This window comes from Marisediminicola sp. LYQ85, from assembly GCF_046600695.1.
Taxonomy (GTDB): domain Bacteria; phylum Actinomycetota; class Actinomycetes; order Actinomycetales; family Microbacteriaceae; genus Marisediminicola.
Map to the genome: position 1 here is coordinate 1159552 of NZ_JBKIWO010000001.1, position 25120 is coordinate 1184671.

Here is a 25120-nt window from a genome sequence, read left to right on the forward strand (position 1 = left end):
CTTTGACGAGAGAGGGAGAGAAGAGGCACGGCGTCAGAGGCCGTTGAGGATGACGACGGTCACGATGACCACGGCGGCGACGAGACCGAGAGCGGCGACGACGACACCCGCGATGACGGGGAGGCGGGACTTGCTCGGCACGGGCGACTCGATCACACCGCGCGTCGACGACGCACTGCTGACCGCACGGATTGCCCGAACCGGTGCCGACTCGGCGACCGCGTCGTCGCGATCGCTGTCGTCGATGAGTGCGTCGACCTCGGGGTGGTCGAAGAGCACGGGGTGCGCGCCGGTGGACCCGAACGACCTCGGCAGATCGACCGAGCCGGTGACGATGATCTCGCCCGTGCTCGAGAGACCGCTCAGAAGGTGTTCTCCCGACTCCGGGACTGTCGGCAGCACGAGAGCGTGGGTCGTGATCGCTCCGGTCGTGACTCCCGTCGCGCGGATCGCCGACGACTCGTCGTCGACCGGTTGCGGCTCGGTGGCGGCACCCCACTGCTGATAGGGGGTCGCCCCGAGGTTCTGCGACGGCTCGACACCGCGCGGTGTCGCCGACGGTTCGGCGGCGACCACTCCGGCGGGAGGGAAGAACATGGCACCGAACGGGGTCAGGCGCTCGGGCTCGACCGACGACGAGTCACTCGAGCTGTCGGCCGCACTCTCGTCGGGCTTTGGCGCGTCGTCCGCGGGCACCGCGTCGTCTGCCGGCACCGCGTCGTCGGAGGACTCGGCCCGAGTGGACGAACCATCGTCGGCGGTCACCGTCCCACGAGCGTCGGTGTCCGCGTCGGTCGTCCGATCGACGGTGTCCCTCGTCGGGAAGGCGCCGGTCGAGAATGCGCCCGTCGTGGGGGGCTCGATGAGGGCCGGGATCTCGACGAGACCGACCGTCTCCGACTCGCGGCGCCGCTGCTCGCCCGCAGGCGCAGGCTCCTCCACGATGACGGCGTCGACTGTTCCGGTGTCGTGCTGATCGTTCTCGTCGACGACGACGTCAATATGAACCTCGGATGCCTCGACCGACGCGACAGCGTCTGCGTCGTCGTTCTCGACGGGCGACTCACCGGTCGGCTCCTCGATGACAGCGTCGAGAGCCGGCTCCGGATCGGGCGCGTCGGCGACCGCCTCGGGGCGCGACTTCGGCGCGGCGGCACCGCCCGTGATGATCTGAATCGCCCCGGTCGCGTCGATGACGACGACAGGTTCGGGCTGTCCTGCACGCGCAGCCTTCTCCCGCAGAGCGCGGAGCTCACGACGCGTCATGGTGCGTTCGTCGGGCACGGGAGTCGTGGCCTCGACAGGAGCGGGTGGGGTGTCAGGAGTGCCGCCGGCGACGCTTTCGGCCGCGGCGTCACCTGCTGCTGCGGAGTCGCTGGCTGCCGCGGGGTCGGACTTCTCGGCCTCACCCGTCGAGCCGGGTGTCGCGTGGGCGACGAAACCCGCGGGGGCGGTCGCACCCGAGTCAGTGGGGTCCCACTGCACGCGTCGGCCACCGCGCGACGAACGACGCGATGGGAGGCTCTCCTCGCTCGCGTCACGTTCGTCTTCGGTTGTCGCCCCGGCCGCGCCCTCGCGCAGTTCTGCGCGAGCCTTGCGGCGGCTCGACGGCGTTGGATCTTGCGACGCTGTCATGAAGTGCTCCGATACAAGTGGTGTTTGGAGATGTACTGAACGACACCGTCTGGGACCAAATACCACACCGGGAATCCCCGGTTCACCCGGCTTCGACAATCGGTAGACGATATCGACAGCGCAGGAACTTCGAGCAAGCTTACGCCGTGCTCGGGCAATCCCGAAACGCTGAGCTTGTGTCCCGGCCGCGAGACCGCCACGAAGTGAGCGAGCGAGAACAGTTCGGCGGAGTTCTTCCAGTCGATGATCTGAGCGACCGCATCCGCGCCCGAGATGAAGAACAGCTCGGCGTCAGGCCGCTGATCACGCAGATCGCGCAGTGTGTCGATCGTGTAGGTCGGGCCCTCCCGATCGATGTCCACCCTGCTGACGGTGAAGGTGGGGTTCGACGCCGTCGCGATGACGGTCATGAGGTAGCGATGCTCACCCGGGGTCACGACACTCTTGAGGTAGGGCTGCCCGGTCGGCACGAAGACCACTTCGTCGAGCCCGAACGACTGAGCGACCTCGCTCGCAGCCACGAGGTGACCGTGGTGGATGGGGTCGAACGTGCCACCCATCACCCCGATGCGGGGGCGGGATCCGGCGACGTCGACCACGAAACGACCTAGTGGTGCTCGGGCGAGTGGTCGGCGGAGCCGGCAGCCCCGCGGCTGTGGCGATTGGCCGCATCGCGGAAGCTCCACACGACGAATCCGAGGGCGGCGAAAACGACCGCGGCGATGAGGGCGAAGACGACGGGCGGGAACGGGATCGCGAAACCCTCGGGGTGCTCGGCGGAGGCGATGACGGCTGTGGATGCGACGGCGGTGAGCGTCGAGGCAGTGAAGGACATGGAGGTCTCCGATCGGCGGTGCGATTGCGCACTTCCAGCGTACCCGCCCGGGGATGGGACTCCCGCACCGCACGCCACGCGGCTCGGACTAGCCGCGGATGTGTCCTGCCCCGCGCACGATCCATTTGGTGCTCGTGAGCTCGGGGAGGCCCATGGGTCCGCGCGCGTGCAGCTTCTGCGTCGAGATGCCCACTTCCGCCCCGAATCCGAACTCGCCACCGTCGGTGAAGCGTGTCGAGGTGTTGACCATGACGACGGCGGAATCCACCTCGGCGAGGAACCGCTCGGCCGAACCGATGTCGTTGGTGACGATCGATTCGGTGTGGGAGGTCGAGTAGCGGCGGATGTGGTCCATCGCCGCGTCGAGGTCGTCGACGACTCGCACCGCGAGGTCGAGCGACATGTATTCGGTCGCCCAGTCGTCTTCGGTCGCGGGCCGGGCGTCGGGGAACAGCTCCCGTGTGCGGGCGTCACCGTGGATGACGACGCCCGAGGCCGCGAGTCGCTCGAGAACCGACGGGAGAACACGATCGGCGGCGTCCGCGTGAACGAGGAGGGTCTCGAGGGCGTTGCACACGCTCGGGCGCTGCACCTTCGCGTTGTGGGCGATCTCCGTCGCCATCTCGACGTCGGCCGAGGCATCCACGAAGACGTGCACGACACCCGCGCCGGTCTCGATGACGGGAACGATCGACTCGTCGACGACCGTCTGGATGAGCTCGGCACTCCCCCGCGGAATCAGCACGTCGACGAGCCCGCGGGCCCGCATGAGGGCGTGCGCGCCCTCCCGCCCGAAGTCGTCGATCGTCTGGACAGCGGTCGACGGGACGCCGACGGACTCGAGTGCGTCACCGATGACGTCGACGAGAATCCGATTGCTCTCGAGGGCGGCACTCCCTCCCCTCAACACCACGGCGTTCCCACTCTTGAGGGCGAGTGCGGCGATATCCACGGTCACGTTCGGTCGCGCCTCGTAGATCGCACCGACGACACCGAACGGCACCCGCACCTGGCTCAGCAACACGCCGTTCACGAGGGAACCGCCGCGCACGACGTCACCGACGGGATCGGGCAGCGCGACGATCTCGCGAACCGCGCTCGCGAGACCACGCAATCGCGTCTCGTCGAGACGCAAACGATCCTGCAGGGCGACACTGAGCCCCGAGGCCCGCCCTCGCTCGAGGTCGTTCTCGTTGGCGGGCAGGATGCGCGCCGACGCCCCCTCGACCGCCGAGGCGATGGCCTCGAGGGCGGCGTTCTTCTCGAGCGTCGTGAGCTTCGCGAGCCGACGCGCTGCGACGCGAGCAGCGACGAGACGGTCGTCGAGAGTGGTGGGGGCGAGAGCGGTCTGCGACATGCTCGCCAGTGTATTGCGCGAGGCGGGGCTACTCCGCGGCGTCGAACCAGGTGCCCACGTCGTCACCCGAGAGCGCCGCGGCGACTTCGGCCGTGGCCGCGACGAGCACCGGGGTTCCGTGCGAGGCAGCGAGTCGCGCCGCGTGCACCTTGGTGCCGGCGCCCCCCGTGCCGACCGATGCCGCGTCGACGACACCGAACTCGAGGTCGGAGAGGTCGTCGTCGACTCCGACGTGACGGATGATCGTGGCGCCGGGGTCGTTCGGCGGCTTCGAGTAGATGGCGTCGACATCCGACAGCAACACGAGCAGATCGGCTCCGATGAGATCGCTCACGAGTGCGGCGAGCCTGTCGTTGTCTCCGAACCGGATCTCATGGGTCGCGACGGTGTCGTTCTCGTTGACGATCGGCAGGATGCGGAGGCCCAGCAAGCGCTCCATCGCGCGCTCGGCGTTGCTGCGATGGGTCGGATTCTCGAGGTCCCCCGCCGTCAGGAGCACTTGACCCGCGACGATGTCGTAGCGGTCGAGGCTGTCTTGATACCGGTAGATCAACACGTTCTGGCCGACCGCCGCGGCGGCCTGCTGGGTGGCCAGATCGGTGGGGCGCGAGTCGAGGTCGAGAAAGGGGATACCGGTCGCAATGGCCCCCGACGACACGAGAACGACCTCGGCACCGCGAGCGTGCGCCGCAGCGAGGGCGTCGACGAGGGGGGCGATCTGCCCCGCGTTCACGCCGCTGATCGACGACGACCCGACCTTCACGACGATGCGACGCGCGCTCGTCACGCGCCTCGACACGTCGTCGGGCCGGGCCGCGCGGCCCGTCGGTCGGTCGAGCACAGGTCAGTCCTTCTCTGCCGACTCGCCAGACACCGAGTCGCCGGACACGGTCTCGCCAGACACGGTCGCATCGGCGCGCCGCTGATCTTCGCGGGACTCCGCCGCCGATCGCCCGGCACCGTCACGCTCGACCGCGAAGCCGTCGTCGTCGGTCCACAGTCCCGCACCACGCTCCTCGACGAGCTCGTCGCGAGCAGCCGCCTTCGCGTCCATCCGCTCGAGGTAGGTCTGACGCCGCTTGTTATGGGTGGGGCGCTGGTTGTCGACGAGCCGCGGATCGGTGCCTCGCGGCGCCGTGGCGAGTTCCGCCGTCGAGGTGAGGGTCGGCTCCCAATCGAAGATGATGCCGTTGCCCGCCCCGATGACGACCGTCGATCCAGCCAGCGCGCCCGACTTGAAGAGCTCGTCTTCGACGCCGAGCTTCGCGAGACGATCGGCGAGGAAACCCACGGCCTCTTCGTTCGTGAAGTCCGTCTGCTGCACCCAGCGCTCGGGCTTCTCGCCGATGATCCGGTAGACGTTGCCCCCCGAACCCCCCTCGACCCTGACGACAAAATCGCTCTCGTTGACAGCGCGCGGGCGGATGACGATGCGCGGCTTGTCTGGCTTGGCCGCGGCGGCGAGACGCTCGCTCGCGACGGACTCGGCGAGGGCGAACGACAGCTCGCGCAATCCCTCGTGGCTCACGCTCGAGATGTCGAACACGCGGTAACCGCGCTCCTCGAGATCACCGCGCACGAGGGCCGCGAGCTCGCGACCCTCCGGCACGTCGATCTTGTTGAGCGCGATGAACTGCGGCCGGTCCACGAGCGGGATCTGACCCTCGGGAACGGGATAGGCCGCGAGCTCGCCGAGGATGATGTCGAGGTCGGATACGGGGTCGCGACCGGGATCGAGGGTCGCACAGTCGAGGACGTGCACGAGGGCGGTGCACCGCTCGACGTGCCGCAGGAACTCGAGCCCGAGACCCTTGCCTTCGCTCGCGCCCTCGATGAGACCCGGCACGTCGGCGACGGTGTAGCGCGTGTCGCCCGCTTGCACGACGCCGAGGTTGGGGTGCAACGTCGTGAACGGATAGTCGGCGATTTTGGGCTTCGCGGCCGACATCGCAGCCACGAGGCTCGACTTGCCGGCCGAGGGATACCCGACGAGCGCGACGTCGGCGACGACCTTGAGTTCGAGCACGACGTCGCCGTCCCACCCCGGAGTGCCGAGCAGTGCGAAGCCCGGCGCTTTGCGCTTCGTGGAGGCGAGCGCATTGTTGCCGAGGCCACCCTGGCCCGCGGGGGCGACGACGAACCGCATGCCCGGCTCGGACATGTCGACGAGTTCGCTTCCGTCGGCGTCTTTCACGACCGTGCCGACCGGCACGGGGAGCACGAGCTCTTCGCCCTGGAAGCCGTTCCGGTGGTCTCCCATGCCCGGCCCGCCGTTCTGAGACGAACGATGCGGAGCACGGTGGTAGCCGAGGAGCGTCGTGGTCTGGCTGTCGCTCACGAGAACGATGTCGCCACCGTGTCCGCCGTTACCGCCGTCAGGGCCCGCGAGGGGCTTGAACTTCTCGCGCTTGACCGAGACACAGCCGTTTCCGCCGTGCCCCGCCTTGAGGTGCAGCGTGACCCGATCGACGAAGGTAGCCATGACCGTGCTCCCTTCGCGCCGCATCGCGGCGATAATCGTGAATCCCGACGGCGATGCGCCGCGGGTCCTGCGTTAAACAGTGAAAGCGAGCCGAAGCTCGCCTACACGTGTCTGCCGGAACGAGCCCGACGAGAACCGACTTGCGCGGGTCAGACCTGCGCGGAGACGATGTTGACGACCTTGCGGCCGCCCTTGGCGCCGAACTCGACCGACCCGGCCGCGAGGGCGAAGAGGGTGTCGTCTTTGCCGCGCCCGACGTTCACGCCGGGGTGGAAGTGCGTTCCGCGCTGGCGGACGATGATCTCGCCCGACTTGACGACCTGGCCGCCGAAACGCTTGACGCCGAGGTACTGCGCGTTGGAATCGCGACCGTTACGGGTGGAGCTTGCGCCCTTTTTGTGTGCCATGAGATGTCAGCCCCTGTGTGCTTGTCGTGTACGGGTTACTTGATGCTGGTGACTTTGACGCGGGTGAGCTCGGAGCGGTGCCCCTGGCGCTTCTTGTACCCGGTCTTGTTCTTGAACTTCTGGATGACGATCTTCGGTCCGCGGAGGTCGGTGACGACCTCGGCGGTCACGGTGATCTTCGCGAGAGCGTCGGCGTCGTGCGTGATCGTCTCACCGTCGACGAGCAGCACGGGGGCAAGCTGGATGTTGCCGTTCTCGTCTGCCTTGATGCGGTCGAGAACGACGACCGTGCCGACCTCGACCTTTTCCTGCCGACCACCGGCGCGCACAACTGCGTAAACCACTTGGAACCCTAACTATTCGGATCTGACAATTCAGACGAGAAGATATCGGTGAGATTCGCGACCAGGGATGAAATCATCGCACTCGGCGCACACCAAGGGTCCACGATACTCGATCGGCGCGCACGCGGTCAAACCAGTCCCGGCGTGGCGCGAGGCGATCGTGACGGCCTGCCTAGACTCTCGCCATGACTGTGCTCATCGACGCTCCCCTGTGGCCGGCGCACGACACCCACTGGGCGCATCTCGTGAGCGACGAATCCCTCGACGAACTGCACTCGTTCGCCCGCCGAGCCTCGCTCCCGCGCCGGTCGTTCGACCTCGACCACTACGACGTCCCCGAGCACCGGGTGCGCGACCTCATCGAGCTCGGCGCCGTCGCTGTGAGCAATCGGGAGCTCGTGACGAGGCTCGCGGCGAGCGGGCTCCGTGTGTCTCAGAAGCAACGACGCGCACTCTGAGCGGGTGCGGAAGTCACCACCGCACATCGAAGCCGTCGACGCTCCCGAGCGCGGCCCCCGTCGCGACGTCGACGAAGACCGTCGACACGGTCGTCGGTCTCGGGGCGATCTCGTAGCCGTCGGTCGTACTCGAGGCGACGTCGGCGACCGTCGTGACGGCGACATACTGGCCGTTCGGCGACACCGTGAACTCCTCGACGCTCCCCGCGCCGTCGGGGCTCTCGTAGAGCGTCCGCGACTCCGAGCCGGTGTCGACCACGAGCGAGGTCGCGAAGCTCGTCGACTCCGCATCGGGCACGGCAATCTGCTGCACGCGCGTGAGGTCGGAGTCGAGCAACTGCACGTCACCGACGAACGGGATGGCCCCGTCGACGGGAGTGCTCTCGAGGCGCTGTTCGGACCGGTCTTCGAGCGTGAGGGCGATGGGCCCGAAGACGTCGCCGACGACGAGGACGTCGCCGTTGAGCGACGCGCTCGTGAGGTCGACGAAGCTGCCGATGGGAGTCGCCGGGACATCGCCCGAGAAATCAATGAGGAAGACCGACTCGTCGATCGCCTGAACGACCGCCTCGCCGGCGGTCGGAAGAGCGAACCACGAGAGCACTTCGATCGGATCGCCGTCGAGGCCGGGAACAGCGGCCGGCAGATGCGAGCCCTCGAGGTCGATCGTGAAGAGGGTCTGCTGGAACTCCTGGTCGGCGTCATCGATCGCACTCGTGAAGGTGAACCCGAGGTATCCCACACCCGCCGAGACGAGCTCGCCGACGATGCCCGTTCCCGGAAGCACGATTCTTTCGGTGGAGCCGTCGACGAGGCTCACGAGCGTGAGTGCGCTCGACCCTCCCTCGGCGATCGTCGCCACGGCGAGGATGTCGTCGAACATCGCGAAATCGTGGATCTGGCGCCCCTCCCACACGACCTCGCGATCCGAGCCCGTGGGAGAGGCACGGATGATCCGGTCGAGACCCTCGGGATCGACGGACGGATCGGCGCGGTCCAGAAAGTGGATCTCGGCGGGTGCCGTGGCGAACGAGTGCCGGAACACCGACGGACGATCCTGATACAGGCTCGTGACCCCCGCGACGGTGACCGTGTAGTCGGTGCCGAAACGCAAGCGGTCGGTGAACTGCACGACGACGATGTCGTTGCTCGTCACGACCGTGAACTCCGCGGCGGGCGTGATGGTCACCTGCTGCTCGTCGACCTCCGAGACGGCCTGGTTCGCGAACATCCGCAACTGGGTGTCCGAGGTCGAGACCGCGGCGTCGGCGTCGAACTGGACCTCGGAGAGTTTGGGCCCCTGCAGGAGCGTGAGCCCGACGAGGATCGCGCACACGACGAGGAGCCCGGCCACGGTGAAGGCGAGCGCCCGCCCGAACGGCGTCGCGGTGAGAGAACGGATCATCAGAACAGGTAGGGCTCGCTCGGTTGGTCGGTCGGCACGACCTCGACGGGGACGAGAGCCACGGACTCGCTGCTCGAGGGGCTCGGGTTGATCTCGAACTCCCCCGTCACCGTGACCCACTGGTCGATCGCGAGCTCGCTCTTCCAATTCTCGAGGTACACGGGCACACCGATGGGCTGAGCGTCGACGGCACAGCACGTGATGATGAATCTCGACACGTAGAACACGTTGTCGGGGTCGTCGGCGTCTTCCGTCACGAATCCGACGACCTCGGCGGTCTTGCCCGCGTAGAACGCCGGGTCGCTCGTCTGCCTGAGGATCGACGCCCAATCGAGCACCGTGAACGAGGCGACGCTCGCGCTCGAGTCCTCGGCGTCGTCGAGAAGCTCGGTCGAGGTGTCGACTCCGGAGCTGTTGATCTCGCGCTGGCTCGCTGTGGCCGACGAGAGGGTCGCGGGCGGCAGCACGATCAGGGTCGCCGCGAGGGCGAGCGTGACGAACGTGCCGACGCCCGTGATTGCCGCGACGGAGCGACGCCGACGCGAGGACCGAGGCCGCATCGATCCGGCCTCGGGGTCCCCGTGAGAGCTGCTCTCGACGTTCTCGAGCCCCGCGATACCGAGTTCCGGGAGGCCGTGCTCGTGCGAATGAGCGTGAGTGTGGCCGTCCCCGTCACGCCCGATCCGCGTGAAGCTCGCGATCACGAACGCCAAACCGATGAGGGCCATCGTGACGGTGAAGACGACGTAGCGCGGGTGGATGTAGAAGATCAGCTGACCCGTCGTCGCGAGCCACAGCGAGACGACGATCGTCACCGCGATGAGCGCCAGACCGTGCCAGCGCGCGAGGTCACGCCACATAGTTCACCACCAGTCCTATCGCCGCACTCACGAGAGCGACGACGGTCGTCAATTGCACGAGGGTCTTCGTCGAGAAGGTCGTCCGCATCATCGTGAGCATCTTGATGTCGACGATGGGACCGAAGATGAGGAATGTCGCGATGGAGCCCGGCATGAAGGTCGTCGCGAACGGGAGGATGAAGAAGGCGTCGACGTTGGAACACACCGAGATGACGAAGGCGAGAACCATCATCGCGAGGATCGACCACAGCGGGTTGCTGCCGAGCGCCACGAGCACCGATCGGGGCACGATGACCTGCACGAGCCCCGCGAGCACGGCGCCGATGAAGAGCGCGGGCATGATCACCCCGGCCTCGCGCACGAAGAGCTCGACGCTCTTGCCCACGCGCGACCCTCGCGCCTCCTCGGCGTCGGCGATCGCGCACTCCGCGGCGAACGAATCGGTCAGGAGGCTGTCGGGATCGGGGTGCTTGCTGTAGAGCCAGCCGATCAGCTGTGCGATCGCGAAACCACCGAGAAGGCGCGCGACGAGGATGCCGTCGTCGAACCCGAAGGCCTGGTGGGTCGTGATGATCGTGATCGGGTTCAGAATGGGTGCCGCGATGAGGAACGTCATCGAGTCGGACACCGTGAAGCCCTTGAGCACGAGTCCCCGCGCGAGGGGCAGGTTTCCACACTCGCACACCGGGAGGAACATGCCGAGGAACGAGATGGCGATGCGTCTGAGCACGGGATTCTGCGGGATCACCCGCACGATCCACCGGTCCGGCACCCAGATCTGCACGACGATCGAGAGCACGATGCCGAGAATGACGAAGGGCAGCGACTCGATGATGACGCTGTACGTGAGCGTCAGGAGATCTTGGAAGACGTTCGGCAGATTCGGGTCGACGACCGCCGTCGACACGGACCGGAGGACGAAGAGTCCGATGATCCCCACGACGCCGATCGTGAGACCGACGATCGTCGGCACACCGATCCGTCGTTGCGGACGCGTGCGCTCGAGATCCCGAATAGCCATCGCGCACCATCCTAAAGGCGGTCTCGGGCCTGACCCCGACGGCTCGGCCCCGCGCATGTCGCGGCGCGGGGCCGGGCCTTCCGGCGTGTTCTAGAGGGCGTCGGGCTCGACGGGTGCGGAGACCGTGCCGGCGGACGAGGCGCGGCGCGAGGTGCGCGCGCGGCCCTGACCCGGGTTCTTCGGCTCGGGGAGTGCGTCGAGCACCGAGTCGAGGATCTGCTCCGCGTCGTGCGGCGACATCGCGCGAGGGGCGCGCTGCTGCTTCTTCGCGACGGGGATGTCGAGGATCGCCGCGGCGGTCTCCGCAGCCGCGATCGTCACCGTCTCGGCGGCGGCCGCGGTGGCCTCCGCAGAGGTCGCGTCGGGAGCAGGAGCCGTGGCGCTTCCCGCCGAGGGCTGTGCTCCGACCTCATCCGTGGCCTGATTCGAAGACTTCCCCGAGCGACCCCGACCTCGTCGGCTGCCGCTCTTCGAGGGCGCACCGCTTGCCGGGGTGTCGGTCGTCTCGGCGGGCGTGCCGGAACTCCCGTCGTTCGACGACGCGTCGCTCGACACGACCTCGCTCGAGACCGGATCGGATGTCGCACCCGCATCGACCGTCGGGTTCGACGCCGCCGACTCCGCGCCATCCGACATCGGGGCTGCCGACTCGGTGGCGGGCGCGATCGTGGAGGTCGCGATCTTCGCGAGGGCGTTGCGCACGTCGTCGGTGATGGCGTGGGTTCCCCCGTTGGCTTTGCCGCCCGAGGCAGACCCCGACGTCGATGACCCCGACGACCCGTTTTTGCGCCCGCGGCGTCCGGTCTCGGGTTGCGGGGTCTGACGGTGCTTGGTGACGGGGTCGTGGTGCACGATGATCCCGCGTCCCGCGCAGACCTCGCAATTCTCACTGAACGATTCGAGCAGCCCGAGACCGAGCTTCTTGCGCGTCATCTGCACGAGACCGAGCGAGGTGACCTCGGCGACCTGGTGCTTGGTCCGGTCACGGCTCAAGCACTCGACGAGGCGGCGCAGCACGAGGTCGCGGTTGGTCTCCAGGACCATGTCGATGAAGTCGACGACGATGATTCCGCCGATGTCACGCAGTCTGAGCTGACGCACGATCTCTTCGGCGGCCTCGAGGTTGTTCTTGGTCACGGTCTCCTCGAGGTTTCCGCCCGAACCGACGAACTTGCCCGTGTTGACGTCGACGACCGTCATCGCCTCGGTGCGGTCGATGACGAGCGATCCTCCCGACGGCAACCAGACCTTGCGATCGAGCGCTTTCTCGATCTGCTCGGAGATGCGGTACTCGTCGAACGAGTCCGCCGTGCCCTCGTACTTCTCGATGCGATCGATGAGGTCGGGGGCGACGCCCGCGAGATAGGTGCGGATCGTCGCTTCGGCGTCGTCGCCCTCGATGACGAGCTTCTGGAAGTCTTCGTTGAACACGTCGCGCACGATCTTCACGAGCAGATCGGGCTCGCTGTGCAGGAGCGCGGGCGACACGGCCTTCTCGGTGAGCGCGCTGATCGCCGACCACTGCGAGGTGAGCCTGTTGACGTCGAGGGTGAGCTGCTCGTCGGTCGCCCCCTCTGCCGCCGTGCGCACGATGACGCCGACGTTCTCGGGAAGCACCTCCTTGAGGATCTTCTTGAGTCTCGCCCGCTCGGTGTCGGGGAGCTTGCGGCTGATGCCGTTCATCGACCCGTTGGGAACGTAGACGAGGTATCGGCCCGGAAGCGACACCTGGCTCGTGAGCCTCGCGCCCTTGTGCCCGACCGGGTCTTTCGTCACCTGCACGAGAACGGTGTCCCCCGGCTTGAGGGCGAGCTCGATACGGCGGGCGACACTTCCGCCCGAAGAGTTCTCGGCCGCGGCATCCCAATCCACCTCGCCCGAGTACAGCACGGCGTTGCGGCCACGACCGATGTCGACGAATGCCGCCTCCATGCTCGGGAGCACGTTCTGCACTTTGCCGAGGTAGACGTTGCCGATGAGGCTCGCGTCCTGTGCCTTGGCGACGTAGTGCTCGGCGAGAACGCCGTCTTCGAGTACCCCGATCTGGATGCGACCGAATTTGGAGCGCACGACCATGACGCGATCGACGCTCTCGCGTCGCGCGAGGAACTCGGCCTCGGTGATGACCGGACGACGCCGACCGGCGTCACGCCCGTCGCGGCGACGCTGCTTCTTGGCCTCGAGCCTCGTCGAGCCCTTGACCCGCTGCGGCTCGTTGCTCGGCTCGGGCTGCGCGCGAGGCGCACGGACCTTGACGACGGTGTTGGGCGGGTTGCCGCCTCCGGAGTCGCGGTCCTCCTCGCCGGTGCGACGGCGCGAGCGGCGGCGCACGGTCGGCGCGTCGTCGTCGTTGCGCGGATCGTCGCTGTCGTCGTCGTCACGGCGGGAGTCATCCCGACCCTTCGATCGCGGCACGTAGACCGGAAGATCGGGGGCCTGGAAGAGCAGCGACGTCGTCGGCCGAGTCAGCGTCTTGCGCTCGGGTACTTCGGGTGCCTCGGCGGCGTTTGCTTCGCCGCGCGCCTCCGCGTTCGTCGGCGTTTCGGCTGGCGTGCCGGATTCGGTGGGATCGGTGTCTGTCACGGTGTCACTCTCCTGAGCCGCCGAGGTCGACGCGCGCTCGGTCGGCGCGGTCTCGCTCTCGGCGGTCGTGGGGTCTGCGGCGTCGACGAGTTCTGCGCTCGGCGCGGGAACGGTCGACTGCTCGATGGTCGGCTCACTCGTCTGAGGTGCCTGCGTGGGGGGTGTCGCTTTCGCCCGCCGGGATCCGAAGAGCCCTCTGCGACGGCGCGGTGTGTCGTTCGTGTCATCCACCATTGCTGGTGCGCTCCTAGCCCGCCCGATCAGCCGCGCTGATCACGGGTACTTTCTCTCGCGCGGTTCGTGACAGGGATGCACGACGTCGCCGCCGTTCCTCGCGTCACTCCCCACTAATTCTCGCGGTCTGCTTCCGGCCTGCCGTCGTCGCGCCTCGTGCGTGGTGCACGGTGTGGTGCGCGGATCCTCTGGCTCGGTTCGCTTCCGCCTTGGTCACTACTGGTCTTGGTCGTGCATTGGTCTTGGTCGTGCGTGTTCGGAACTCGCTATCCGACGCTCTCACTGTCGAGCGGCCCGGTCACTGCCCGGAAAGCCTTCTTCGGCATCGGCGGAGCGCGGCTCCGACGACTGCTGAGAATTATCGCACGGAGCGCTCGGAATGCCGCATCCGACGCGTGCCATAATCCGACGATGCCCCTTGATCGCCATCACCGACGACCGCTCGGCCTCGCCGTGTTTCTCGTGATCGCGGGAGCCGGAGGCTTCGTCGCCGCGTTCGCTCTCACGGTCGAGCGGATCGCGTCGCTCGCGGATCCCCGTGCCGTTCTCGCCTGTGATTTCAGTCTTCTCGTGCAGTGCGGCGCGAATCTCGAGTCCCCCCAGGGCGCGGTGTTCGGGTTTCCGAATCCGCTCCTCGGGATCGCGGGGTTCACCGCTGTCATCGCGGTCGGCGTCGGTGTTCTCGCGGGCGGCCGGTTCGCCCGATGGTTCTGGGCACTCTTCACCGTGGGCGTGACACTCGCCTTCGCTTTCGTGCTGTGGCTCATCGGCCAGAGCATCTTCGTGCTCGGCACGCTGTGCCCGTGGTGCATGGTCGTCTGGGCGGTGACGATCCCGCTCTTCTACGCCGTGCTCGCGCACAGTGTTCGCGCGGGGATCGTCCCCGCCCCGACCCGAGTGCGCTCGGGAGCGGCGACACTCATGACCTGGTTGCCCCTCGTGACGATTCTGAGCTACCTCGCGGTCGCCGTCGTGGCCCAGCTCAGGCTCGACGTTCTCGACTATCTGTGACGCCGGTCCCGGAGATGGCGGCCGCCGCTCCCGGGTGTCAGAACCAGAGAGCGAGCTCGCGACTGGCCGACTCGACCGAGTCCGACCCGTGGACGAGATTCTGCTGCACGGCGAGGCCCCAATCGCGTCCGAGATCTCCGCGGATGGTGCCGGGAGCCGCGGTCGTAGGATCGGTGGTTCCCGCGAGGGAGCGGAACCCCTCGATGACGCGGTTGCCCGTGAGTCGGATGGCGACGACCGGCCCGGACTCCATGAACTCGACGAGAGGCTCGTAGAACGGCTTGCCCACGTGCTCCTCGTAGTGCTTCGCGAGCAACTCGCGATCGGCGTGCACGAGCTTGATGTCGACGAGCTGGTAGCCCTTCGCTTCGATCCTCTGGAGGATCTCGCCCGTGAGATTGCGAACGACCCCGTCGGGCTTGATGAGGACGAGTGTCTCTTCGATGCTGCTCATTGTTTCTCCTTCGAGTCGGTTTGATCTGGCTGGTCTGTGTCGGTCGGGCGGTCTGGAGTGGTCGAGTGGTCTGATCGGTGCTCGTCGTACTCCGCCGCGATCGCGGCGTTCCGCCTGTCGAGCCTGCGCCCGGTCACGAAGCAGTAGACCCACAGCGCGGCGAAGAGAGCGCCGATGAGATACATGAGGGGCTCGAGGAGGCCCGCGGCGATGAGGAGCACTTGCACCGCGTGCCCGACGACGATCGCCCACGAGAATCGCTGCAACCTCGCGAGCGCGAGAACCACGACGAAGAACACACCCCCCGCGGTGAAGGCGACGGGTGGCGACACGCGATCGAGAGCGAACACGACGAGCGTGACGAAGAACACGAGGAGGGCCTCGAGCACGAGCACGATCGACAGGAGCGACTCCGTCGCGGATCGAGCCCGCCGTGGCGCGCGCGCGGGGCGCTCCGCCATCAGCGCGCCCATCCGCCCGCGTCGGCGAGAGCGATCGTGTCGCCCACGAGGGTGATCGAGCCGGTCACGACGACGGCGCGCCGCGCGTCGTCGCCCGCCCACTCCCGAGCGGACTCCACCGCGTCGGCGACGGAATCGAACGTGAGGGTCGCCTCGTCCCCGACGACGCCGGAGACGGTGTCGCCGAGCACATCCACCTCGAGGGCGCGCTGCGAACTCGACGTCGTCACGTGGAACCGCGATGCGACGGGAGCGAGCTCGGTGATGATGCCCGTCGCGTCCTTCTCGTCGAGCACCGCGACGACGAAACAGATGTCGTCGAACGTGAAATAGGTGCGCAGCGCGGCGGCGAGGGATGCCGCACCCGCGGGGTTGTGCGCGGCGTCGACGATGACACTCGGTTCGACGCCGAGCACCTGGAGCCTCCCCGGCGAGGTCACGGTCGCGAGACCCTCCGCGAGCACATCCCCGACGATCGCGCGCGAGCCGTCACCGAGGAACGACTCCACGGCCGCGATGGCGACGGCCGCGTTGTGCGCCTGGTGATCGCCGAAGAGCGGCAGGAAGACATCCGTGTGGGTGCCCGCCCGCCCCCGAACACTCACGACCTGCCCGCCGACGGCGACCGCGTTGCTCGTGAGCTCGAACTGCTCCCCCTCGACGGCGATGGTCGATTCGGTGAGTTCGGCGGCGCGCACGAGCTCGGCGTTCGCCTCGGGCGTCTGCGCCGCGGTCACGACACTCGCGAGGGGCTTGATGATGCCCGACTTCGTACGCGCGATCTCCTCGATCGTCGAACCGAGCCGCTCGGTGTGGTCGAGGGAGATCGAGGTGAAGACGGCGACCTGGCCGTCGGCGACGTTCGTCGAGTCCCACTCGCCGCCCATGCCCACCTCGACGATGGCGACGTCGACGGGGGCGTCGGCGAAACTCGCGAAGGCGAGAACCGTGAGCGCTTCGAAGAACGTCAGCGGCGCGTCGTCTGCCGCCTCGAGTTCGGTGTCGACCATCGCGAGATACGGGGCGATGTCGTCCCAATTGGCGGCGAATGCCTCATTGGAGATCGGGGTGCCGTCGATGACGATGCGCTCGTTGACCCTCACGAGGTGCGGGCTCGTCATGAGCCCCGTGCGGAGGTCGTGCGCGCGGAGGATGCTCTCGATCATGCGGCTCGTGCTCGTCTTGCCGTTCGTGCCGGTGACGTGGATCATCGGAAACGCGCGATGGGGATCCCCGAGGAGTTCGAGCGCCCGTCTCGTCGGCGCGAGTCGCGGCTGCGGGTTGCCCTCGCCGATGCGTCCGAGCAGGTCCTGATAGGCGCGATCGGCCGCGGGCTGGAAGAGCGCCTCGTCGCCGAGCTCCGGGTCGTCGGACAGTTCGTGATCAGACATCGATTCCCTTTCCGCGAACGGACAGTTCGACGACGATCGATCCGCGGTTCGCGTATCGATTCGCCGGGATGGTCGAGCGGTAGGCGCCCGCGCGCCCCGACACGGCGACGGCGGCGTCGATCTCGCCGGGCTCGACGGCCGCCGTCGCGACGGCCGCGAGGGTCTCGTCACCGAGCATCCCCTCGTGCGCCGCGACGCCGTCGCGGTCGTCGCTCGAAGCGAACGTGAGACTCAAGTCGATGCGGTCGCTCACGGCGAGGCCCGCGGCCTTGCGTGCATCCTGAACGGCACGCACGAGGTCGCGCGCGAGCCCCTCGGCCTCGAGTTCGGGCGTCGCCTGGATGTCGAGGATGACGAAGCCGCCGTCGCCGAGGAACGTGATGGCGTGGTCGCTCTCGGCCGAGTGCAGTTCGAGGTCGAACTCCCCGGCTTCGAGCGTGATCCCCCCGACCGTCACGACGTCGCCGTCGGCAGACCAGTCCCCCGCCTTGGCGGCGCGGATCACGGTCTGCACGTCGCGGCCGATGCGCGGTCCCGCCGCCTTGGCGTTCACGGTGAGCTTCCGGGTGATCCCGAACTCGGTGATGCTCGACTCCTCGAGTTGCTTCACGACGACGGCCTTGACATTGAGTTCGTCGCGCAGGATGTCGCCGAAACGGCCGAGGGCCTCGGGTGCGCTCGACACGACCGTGAGGCTCGGGAGGGGCAGTCGAACGCGCTTGGCCGTGGCCTTGCGCAGACCGAGCCCCGCCGACGCGATCTCCCTGACCCTGTCCATGGTCGACTCGAGTTCGTCGTCGGCCGGAAAGAGTGAGGCATCCGGCCAGTCCGTGAGGTGAACGCTCCTTGCGCCGGTCAAGCCTCGCCAGATCTCTTCGCCGACGAGCGGCATGAGGGGAGCCGCCACGCGGCACAGCGTCTCGAGCACGGTGTAGAGCGTGTCGAAGGCATCCTTGTCGTCTCCGGACCAGAAGCGATCACGGCTTCGCCGCACGTACCAGTTGGTGAGGATGTCGGCGAAGTCGCGCAACCGTGCCGTCGCCGTCGGGGTGTCGAGGGCATCCAGTTCGGCGGCGACGTCGACGATCAGTCGACGCGTCTTCGCGAGCAGGTAGCGGTCGAGGACGTCGGGGGAATCGGTGCGCCACCGGGCGTCGTAACCCTCGGCCGACGCGGCGTTGGCGTAGAGCGTGAAGAAGTACCACGTGTTCCACACGGGCAGGAGGAACTGCCGCACCGACTCGCGGATGCCCTCCTCCGTCACCACGAGGTTGCCACCGCGGATGACCGACGACGACATCAGGAACCAGCGCATCGCGTCGGCACCGTCGCGGTCGAAGACCTCGCTCACGTCGGGATAGTTGCGGAGGCTCTTCGACATCTTCTGGCCGTCGGAGCCCAGGACGATGCCGTGGCTCACGACGTTGGAGAACGCCGGGCGGTCGAAGAGAGCCGTCGAGAGCGTGTGCAGGGTGTAGAACCACCCTCGCGTCTGCCCGATGTACTCGACGATGAAGTCTGCGGGGTTGTGGGCCTCGAACCACTCCTCGTTCTCGAAGGGGTAGTGCACCTGGGCGAACGGCATCGAGCCGGAGTCGAACCACACGTCGAGTACGTCTTCGATGCGCCGCATCGTCGACCGGCCCGAGGGGTCGTCGGGATTGGGGCGCGTGAGCTCGTCGATGAAGGGGCGATGGAGGTCGGGCTCGCCCTCGGCGTTGCGGGGAACGACACCGAAGTCGGCCTCGAGTTCGCTGAGAGAGCCGTAGACGTCGATGCGCGGGAAGGCGGGGTCGTCGCTCTTCCACACCGGGATCGGCGACCCCCAGTAGCGATTGCGCGAGATGGACCAGTCGCGCGCGCCCCCCACCCACTTGCCGAACTGGCCGTCTTTGACGTTGTCGGGAACCCAGTTGATGCCCTGGTTGAGCTCGCCCATGCGGTCACGGAACTCGGTCACCCGCACGAACCAGCTCGAAACCGCTTTGTAGATCAGCGGGTTACGGCATCGCCAGCAGTGCGGGTAGCTGTGCTCGTAGCTCGCGAGACGCACGAGGCGACCCGCCGCCCGGAGCGACTGCACGAGCGTTTTGTTGGCGTCGAAGACCTGGAGGCCCGCGACCTCCTCGATGAGTGGAAGGAATCGCCCGCCCTCGTCGACCGAGATGATGACGGGGATACCCGCCGCGGCGCACACGAGCTGATCGTCTTCTCCGTAGGCGGGAGCCTGGTGAACGATGCCCGTGCCCTCCCCCGTGGCGACGTAGTCGGCCACGAGGATCTGCCAGGCGTTCTCGGTGCCCCACTTCTCGGTGTCGGCGTAGTGGTCCCAGATGCGGTCGTACCGCACGCCCTCGAGCTCGCGCCCGACGATCGTGCGAGTGACAGCGGATGTCGCAGCATCCGCGCTCGCGTAGCCGAGGTCCTTCGCGTACGCGGCGACCGTCGCCGACGCGAGCAGATACGACGCGACGCCCTCCGCCGAGCCGTCTCCCGCACCGAGCGGACCACTCGGGATGACCGAGTACTCGATGTCGGGGCCGACCGCGAGCGCCATGTTCGTCGGGAGGGTCCAGGGAGTCGTCGTCCACGCGAGGGCGCGCACCGCCGTGAGACCGAGAGCCTCGGCCTTGGGCCCGTCGAGCGGGAAGGTCACGGTGACGGTCTGGTCTTGACGCATCCGGTAGACGTCGTCGTCCATGCGCAGCTCGTGGTTGGAGAGCGGCGTCTCGTCGTGCCAGCAGTAGGGCAGCACGCGGAATCCCTCGTAGGCGAGACCGGAGTCGTAGAGGCGCTTGAACGCCCACACGACCGACTCCATGAAGGTCACGTCGAGGGTCTTGTAGTCGTTCTCGAAGTCGACCCAGCGAGCCTGGCGGGTGACGTAGTCCTGCCACTCCCCGGTGTATTCGAGCACCGAGCGTCGCGCCACGTCGTTGAACGCGGCGATCCCCATGTCGTCGATCTCGTGCTTCTCGGTGATTCCGAGCTGGCGCATCGCCTCGAGCTCGGCGGGCAGACCGTGGGTGTCCCAGCCGAAGCGCCGGTGCACCTGCTTGCCTCGCATCGTCTGGAATCGCGGAAACACGTCTTTCGCATACCCGGTGAGGAGGTGCCCGTAGTGCGGGAGCCCGTTGGCGAACGGCGGGCCGTCGTAGAAGACCCACTCGCTGCAGCCCTCGCGGTTCTCGATCGACGCCGCGAAGGTGTCGTCGCGCTTCCAGAACGCGAGGATGCCGCGCTCGACGTCGGGAAAGCTCGGTGACGGCACGACGGGACTCGCCGGCGTCGACGGCTCATGCGATTTCGGATACAAGCGGATCTCCTGGACGGGCCGAGTGTCGTCGCCGACACGATCTGTCACGAGGACGATGCACGACCGTTGCTGTCATTCATCGCGGTACCACCCCGCTTGCCGGCTCTGCTCCGCGAGGGAGTTTCGTCGACCGCTCATTAGTTGGCTGTGACGGGCCAGTCCCGCTCGGTTCTACCCGGCTCCCCGCGAGGGTTCGCCGCTCTTCCGAAAGCTCCCCGGTGATGGCCGGATCGATGCGTGTGATGACATTCTACGGCGATCGCGGATGAGAGGGTTCTCATCTTTCTGGCCCCGAGCGATCGAGACCGGCAGGATGGCGACATGCGTCGCACCGTGGGACTCGTCGCCACGGCGATCGTCGTGTGCGCGCTCCTCGTGGTCGGGGTGCTCGCGATCGGCGCGACGATGCCCGCGGACCGCGCGGGCGAGGATCGCGGTGTCGATCCGATCCTCGTGAGTCCCGCGCCAACCGAGCCCGACCCGAGCCCGACACCCTCCCCCACTGCGTCACCGAGCCCGACTCCGACACCCTCGCCGACGCTCGATCCGGCGCCGCCCCCCGCGGCGGACCCGGTGCCTGTTCCTCCCCCCGCCCCCGTCGCACCACAGCAACCGGACGACGACGATGACGACGATGACGACGACGATGACGATGACGATGACGACGATTGATCCCCGATCGGCCACGCTGTGACGGATGACTCCGCCGCTGTTCTCGACGCGGTGGCCGAGTCTCTCGGTCGCACGATAGAGAGCGCGCACCTCATCCAGGTGGAACCGAGCGGTTCGGGAACGGTGTCGGGCCACGCCGTCCGATGGCGAGACGACGATGGCGTGACCTCGTCGGTCTCTCTCTACGTCGAGACCGCACCACCTCGAGAGGGCGGCCCCGGGGAGTCCCGACCGGGAGTGCTCGTGCTCTCCGACGACGAGGGGGGCACCGCGACGGTGTGGCTCTATCCCGGTGATCCGGCCCTCCCGACTCTTCCCGCCGCCGTCTACCCCGATGCCGCGGCGCTCCTGCTCGAGCGCCTCGGTGTCGACGCGACCGACCTGACGCTGTCCGTCGTGGCGTACCGGCCGGGAAAACGCGCGGTCATCCGGATGACGACGGCCGAGCGCGTGCTCTTTCTCAAGGTCGTGCGTCCCGGGGTCGTCGACGCCCTCGTCGACCGCCATCGAGCGTGGATCGCCGCCGGACTCCCCGCGCCGGAGATCATCGCGTGGGCTCCCGACGGACTCGTCGCCATCGAGGCCCTGCGGGGAGTCGAGCTCTCGACCGTGCTCGACGAGATCTCCGAGCACGACCTCCTCGACACGATCGATGGCCTCACTCGGCGCATCGCCGAGGTTTCGAGCCCGACTCCCGCTCGGCCGTCGCTGCTCTCCCGCCTCGACTGGTACGAGGATCGGGTGAGCCGTGCGGTGGTCGAGCCCGGAACACCGTCGACGCCCGCTGCCGTCTCGGCCGTGTGCGCACGCATCAGAGCGATCGCCTCCGACGCCGGACCTCCGGAGGCCCTCGTGACCATCCACGGAGACCTCCACGTCGGGCAGATCTTCGTCGATCCCCACCGCCCGACCACCGTCACGGGCGTTCTCGACATCGACACCGCGGGCCTCGGTGACCCCGCCGACGATGCCGCAGCCCTGTGGGCGCACCTCGAGGCGACGGCGTGTCATCGCCGAGCCCGGGGAGACGCGGCATTCGCCGACCGAGTTCACGCCCTCGCGACGACCGTGCGCGAGGGATGGACGACTCGAGGCCCCCGTTTCGCTCGGCGTGTCGCCGCAATCGCCGCCGTGCACCTCCTCGGGCACGCGCTCTCGACGACGATCCCCCTCGAGACCGCCCTCGACCTCGTCGACCAGATTCTGGCCGACGAGATCCTCGCCGACGGATGACGGGGTTCCGAGACATCCGTCCGAACATGAGAGGCCTCTCACCGTCTGCCCCCTGCTCGTCTCATCCGCGCTTCGCACCATGAATGCACAGAGGTTCCCGATCGGGACCACACGGCGAACGAAGGAGAACGTGATGGATGCGAAGAAGAAGTGGACCGCGATCGGTGCGGCGTCAGTGCTCGGCCTCGGCCTCCTGGGCGGCGGCGCGATCGCGAGCGCGAGCTCGATGACCCTCGTCGACAGCACCGGCCAGTCGACCGGGGTTCCGAGGATCTCGACCGTGGATGATCGCGGCGACGAGGCCGCGACCCTGCGCTCGACGAACTCGGGCCCGACGAACGCCGACTCGGCCGCGAGCGCTCCGACCCCCGCGACGCCGGCATCGGCACCCTCCGCAGCAACGCCCGCGACCCCGCCGTCACCCGCGAGCGCTCCGTCGCCCGCATCGGCGACCGTCGCGCCCGCACCGCAGCCCGTCGCTCCCGACGCTCCCGTCGTGAGCGCCGATTCCCCCGCGAGCCCCCCGTCGCCGGCGACCCCGCCGAGCCCGCCGAGTGCCGCGAGCCCCGCTAGCCCGGCGAGCCCCGCGAGCCCGCCGTCGGCAGCGAGCGCGCCGTCACCCGCGTCGAACGACTGACGCGGTCAGCGTCCCGCAAACGAGAGGGGCGTCCGGACACGGTCCGGGCGCCCCTCTCGCTCGCTTCGCTCGCGGAGAGCAGGGTCGCTGCACACTCCCCCTTCACCCCGACTGCCGCACCCGCTAGCGCAATCGGTAGCCCATTCCGCGGACGGTCTCGATGCGGTCGGCGCCGAACTTGCCCCGCAGATAGCGCACGTAGACGTCGACGACGTTCGATCCCGGGTCGAAGTCGAGACCCCACACCCTGCTGAGCAATTGCTCGCGACTGAGCACCTGGTCCGGGTGCCTCAAGAACTCCTCGGCGAGCGAGAACTCGCGAGCGGCGAGGTCCACCGTGACCCCGGCGACCGTGGCCCGCCGCGTCATCATGTCGAGTGAGAGGTCGCCGTGCCGGAGGGTCGTCGTGACCGGTTGCGCCGTCTCTCGCAACCGGAGCCGCACTCGCGCGAGCAACTCGTCGAATTTGAACGGCTTGGGGATGTAGTCGTTGGCTCCCCCGTCGAGGCCCGCGACCGTGTCGCTCGTCGAGGTGCGCGCCGTGAGCATGATGACGGGCACGACCGATCCGCTCGCGCGCAATCGTGACAACACCTCGAACCCGTCGAGCCCGGGGAGACCGACGTCCAGCAGCACGAGGTCGACCTCCGTCGACATCGCGGCTTCGAGGCCCTCCCGACCATCGGTCAGTACCGTCGTCGAGTGTCCGGCCGCTCGCAAGCCCTTGTCGATGAAACGCGAGATGCGCTCCTCGTCTTCGACGATGAGAATCCGGCTCATGGTGCGACCTTTCCTGTCGTGGAGTGCGAATCGATCGCTCGCGTGGGGGCGCTCGGGCCCCCGGGCACGACGATCCCGAATCGTGATCCGTGCTCGCCGGTCTCGAGCGACACACGGCCGCCGTGGGCTGCGGCTATGGCCGTGACGATCGCGAGGCCGAGTCCCGATCCGCGGATGCCGCGACCCGCGTCGACGCGACCGAACCGCTCGAATATCCGCTCGCGGGCATCCGCGGGGATTCCCGGCCCGGCGTCGCGAACCCAGAATTCGACGGCCCCGTCGAGCTCGGAGCTCCCGAGCTCGATCATCGATCCCGCCGGCGAGTACTTGGCGGCGTTGTCGACGAGTTGCAACCACGCCTGGGTGATGCGCGCGGGGTCGATGAGCACTGTCGTCGCTGCCGACTCGGCGAGCGTCCACTCGTGGTCGACGTAGCCCTCCGCTTTCGCGAACACGTCGGCGGTGAATCGCGCGACCTCCACGGCGATGGCCGAGCTCGGCACACCCGTCGTCTCGGCGAGCGACTCGATGTCGTCGACGAGTCCCGTCATGCGGTCGAGTTCGTCGATCGCGAGGGTGCGTGTCGACTCCACCTCGTCGACGTTCGCGGCGTCGAGCAGCTCGAGGTGCCCTCGCACGATCGTGATCGGTGTCTTGAGTTCGTGGCGCACGTCGTCGAGGAGCTGGCGCTGACCCGTCATCGCGGCGTCGAGCCGATCGAGCATGTCGTTGACGGTCTCGGTGAGATCGGAGACGTCGTCGCGACCGAGAACCGGGATGCGCTCGTGACGCTCGCTCGCGGTGATGCGGGAGGCGGCGGCGCGCAACTGGCGGAGCGGGCTCAGAAGACGTCCGGCGACGAACCAGCCGACGAGACCGACCGCGACGAGCGCCCCGAGAGCCACGACGGTGTAGGTCGTGAAGGCCGCGTAGAGCTCGTCGAGCTCCGCCGTGATGTCGACCGCCGTGACGTAGATGCCTGGCACGTCGCCGGCCACGGTCACGGGAGCGGCGATGTACCTGATGTGCCCCTCGGTCGACAGCGCCGTTCCGAGCCGCACAGAGCCGTCGCTCACCTCGTCGACGACGCGCGAGACGAAGGCCGGGTCACGTTCGAGGTGGATGGCGAGCTCGACACCCGGGACGAAGGTCGGCTCCTCTCCGACGATGCCGAGCGAGCTCTCGTTGCGCCCCGGCACCACGCGCGCGAGCACCGCCTCGAGAGCGTCGGCCGTCGTCGCGGGAACGGTCCCGTCTGCTCGAGCGACGACCGTGCCCTCGCCGTCGCCGCTGCCCGTCGCCGACTCCCCCGTCACGACGAAGCGCGCGGCCTCGACTCGCGAGAGCAAGCGGTCGTCGAGGTCCTGCAGGGTGCGCTCGCGCTGCACGAAGAAGGCTGTCGCTCCCGCGACCGTCATCCCGATGGCGGTCACGAGCAGGATGGTCGTGAGGATGCGGAACCGCACAGACAAGCGGGGCAGTCCCCACCGTCGAGAGAGTCGGCCGCGCATCGTCTCAGTATGGCGATCGCGACGCTCCTCCGG

23 protein-coding genes are annotated in these 25120 nt (G+C 68.1%); 5 read left to right on the top strand and 18 right to left on the bottom strand.

The features are described 5' to 3' along the window. Positions 1 to 33: 33 nt before the first annotated feature. The 8 genes from ACLHG5_RS05420 to rplU all read right to left on the bottom strand — a co-directional run bounded on the left by ACLHG5_RS05420 (position 34) and on the right by rplU (position 7060). On the bottom strand, positions 34 to 1635 hold the full coding sequence (locus ACLHG5_RS05420; protein ID WP_411315167.1) for a hypothetical protein: 1602 nt from the start codon (positions 1633 to 1635) through the stop codon (positions 34 to 36). Further along, positions 1632 to 2234, bottom strand: a complete 603-nt coding sequence (gene nadD, locus ACLHG5_RS05425; RefSeq protein WP_411315166.1) for a nicotinate-nucleotide adenylyltransferase — start codon at positions 2232 to 2234, stop codon at positions 1632 to 1634. The genes ACLHG5_RS05420 and nadD overlap by 4 nt, the downstream gene beginning before the upstream one ends. Before the next feature lie 8 nt (positions 2235 to 2242). Next, positions 2243 to 2470, bottom strand: a complete 228-nt coding sequence (locus ACLHG5_RS05430) for a hypothetical protein (protein ID WP_411315165.1) — start codon at positions 2468 to 2470, stop codon at positions 2243 to 2245. Between the two features lie 88 nt (positions 2471 to 2558). After that, the gene (locus tag ACLHG5_RS05435) at positions 2559 to 3827 is read right to left on the bottom strand and encodes a glutamate-5-semialdehyde dehydrogenase (protein WP_411315164.1); all 1269 of its coding nucleotides are present in this window, start codon (positions 3825 to 3827) and stop codon (positions 2559 to 2561) included. A gap of 28 nt (positions 3828 to 3855) precedes the next feature. Next, on the bottom strand, positions 3856 to 4626 hold the full coding sequence (gene proB / locus ACLHG5_RS05440) for a glutamate 5-kinase (protein ID WP_411316295.1): 771 nt from the start codon (positions 4624 to 4626) through the stop codon (positions 3856 to 3858). Between the two features lie 45 nt (positions 4627 to 4671). Continuing rightward, complete coding sequence (gene obgE / locus ACLHG5_RS05445; RefSeq protein WP_411315163.1) at positions 4672 to 6309, bottom strand: GTPase ObgE; 1638 nt, start codon at positions 6307 to 6309, stop codon at positions 4672 to 4674. Between the two features lie 149 nt (positions 6310 to 6458). After that, positions 6459 to 6716, bottom strand: a complete 258-nt coding sequence (rpmA, locus tag ACLHG5_RS05450) for a 50S ribosomal protein L27 (protein WP_411315162.1) — start codon at positions 6714 to 6716, stop codon at positions 6459 to 6461. A gap of 35 nt (positions 6717 to 6751) precedes the next feature. Next, positions 6752 to 7060, bottom strand: coding sequence for a 50S ribosomal protein L21 (gene rplU / locus ACLHG5_RS05455; protein ID WP_411315161.1), 309 nt, complete (start codon positions 7058 to 7060; stop codon positions 6752 to 6754). Positions 7061 to 7245: 185 nt separating this feature from the next. On the opposite strand from rplU, the gene ACLHG5_RS05460 reads away from it, so the two are divergent. After that, positions 7246 to 7518 (top strand): DUF4031 domain-containing protein, encoded by a 273-nt coding sequence (locus tag ACLHG5_RS05460; RefSeq protein ID WP_411315160.1) that lies wholly within the window; start codon positions 7246 to 7248, stop codon positions 7516 to 7518. Positions 7519 to 7531: 13 nt separating this feature from the next. On the opposite strand, the gene ACLHG5_RS05465 is transcribed toward ACLHG5_RS05460, so the two are convergent. The 4 genes from ACLHG5_RS05465 to ACLHG5_RS05480 form a co-directional block, all read right to left on the bottom strand. Further along, complete coding sequence (locus tag ACLHG5_RS05465) at positions 7532 to 8923, bottom strand: hypothetical protein (protein ID WP_411315159.1); 1392 nt, start codon at positions 8921 to 8923, stop codon at positions 7532 to 7534. Then, on the bottom strand, positions 8923 to 9783 hold the full coding sequence (locus ACLHG5_RS05470) for a TIGR03943 family putative permease subunit (protein WP_411315158.1): 861 nt from the start codon (positions 9781 to 9783) through the stop codon (positions 8923 to 8925). Before ACLHG5_RS05470 ends, ACLHG5_RS05465 begins: the two co-directional genes overlap by 1 nt. Further along, on the bottom strand, positions 9773 to 10804 hold the full coding sequence (locus ACLHG5_RS05475; RefSeq protein ID WP_411315157.1) for a permease: 1032 nt from the start codon (positions 10802 to 10804) through the stop codon (positions 9773 to 9775). The genes ACLHG5_RS05470 and ACLHG5_RS05475 overlap by 11 nt, the downstream gene beginning before the upstream one ends. 90 nt (positions 10805 to 10894) lie before the next feature. After that, entirely contained in the window at positions 10895 to 13621 is a 2727-nt protein-coding gene (locus ACLHG5_RS05480; RefSeq protein WP_411315156.1) for an Rne/Rng family ribonuclease, read from the bottom strand. Between the two features lie 411 nt (positions 13622 to 14032). Here ACLHG5_RS05480 and ACLHG5_RS05485 point away from each other — a divergent pair, with 411 nt between their 5' ends. After that, positions 14033 to 14632, top strand: coding sequence for a vitamin K epoxide reductase family protein (locus ACLHG5_RS05485; protein WP_411315155.1), 600 nt, complete (start codon positions 14033 to 14035; stop codon positions 14630 to 14632). 37 nt (positions 14633 to 14669) lie between these two features. On the opposite strand, the gene ndk is transcribed toward ACLHG5_RS05485, so the two are convergent. The 4 genes from ndk to ileS are packed head-to-tail and all read right to left on the bottom strand — an operon-like array spanning position 14670 to position 20254. Further along, a complete protein-coding gene (ndk, locus tag ACLHG5_RS05490) occupies positions 14670 to 15086 on the bottom strand; it encodes a nucleoside-diphosphate kinase (protein ID WP_411315154.1) in 417 nt (138 codons plus the stop codon). Continuing rightward, complete coding sequence (locus tag ACLHG5_RS05495; RefSeq protein ID WP_411318066.1) at positions 15083 to 15547, bottom strand: DUF4233 domain-containing protein; 465 nt, start codon at positions 15545 to 15547, stop codon at positions 15083 to 15085. The genes ndk and ACLHG5_RS05495 overlap by 4 nt, the downstream gene beginning before the upstream one ends. Then, a complete protein-coding gene (locus ACLHG5_RS05500) occupies positions 15547 to 16938 on the bottom strand; it encodes a bifunctional folylpolyglutamate synthase/dihydrofolate synthase (protein ID WP_411318067.1) in 1392 nt (463 codons plus the stop codon). The genes ACLHG5_RS05495 and ACLHG5_RS05500 overlap by 1 nt, the downstream gene beginning before the upstream one ends. After that, a complete protein-coding gene (gene ileS / locus ACLHG5_RS05505) occupies positions 16931 to 20254 on the bottom strand; it encodes an isoleucine--tRNA ligase (protein WP_411318416.1) in 3324 nt (1107 codons plus the stop codon). The genes ACLHG5_RS05500 and ileS overlap by 8 nt, the downstream gene beginning before the upstream one ends. Positions 20255 to 20575: 321 nt before the next feature. Between ileS and ACLHG5_RS05510 the strand changes: the two genes are divergently transcribed. The 3 genes from ACLHG5_RS05510 (at position 20576) to ACLHG5_RS05520 (ending at position 22796) form a co-directional block, all read left to right on the top strand. Continuing rightward, positions 20576 to 20926, top strand: a complete 351-nt coding sequence (locus ACLHG5_RS05510) for a hypothetical protein (protein WP_411318068.1) — start codon at positions 20576 to 20578, stop codon at positions 20924 to 20926. 18 nt (positions 20927 to 20944) lie between these two features. Next, positions 20945 to 22159 (top strand): phosphotransferase family protein, encoded by a 1215-nt coding sequence (locus ACLHG5_RS05515; RefSeq protein WP_411318069.1) that lies wholly within the window; start codon positions 20945 to 20947, stop codon positions 22157 to 22159. A gap of 133 nt (positions 22160 to 22292) precedes the next feature. Continuing rightward, positions 22293 to 22796, top strand: coding sequence for a hypothetical protein (locus tag ACLHG5_RS05520; RefSeq protein ID WP_411318070.1), 504 nt, complete (start codon positions 22293 to 22295; stop codon positions 22794 to 22796). Positions 22797 to 22919: 123 nt separating this feature from the next. Here the strand turns inward: ACLHG5_RS05520 and ACLHG5_RS05525 are convergent, their stop codons facing one another. After that, positions 22920 to 23576, bottom strand: a complete 657-nt coding sequence (locus ACLHG5_RS05525; RefSeq protein WP_411315148.1) for a response regulator transcription factor — start codon at positions 23574 to 23576, stop codon at positions 22920 to 22922. Continuing rightward, on the bottom strand, positions 23573 to 25087 hold the full coding sequence (locus ACLHG5_RS05530) for an ATP-binding protein (protein ID WP_411318071.1): 1515 nt from the start codon (positions 25085 to 25087) through the stop codon (positions 23573 to 23575). Before ACLHG5_RS05530 ends, ACLHG5_RS05525 begins: the two co-directional genes overlap by 4 nt. Positions 25088 to 25120: the final 33 nt, after the last annotated feature.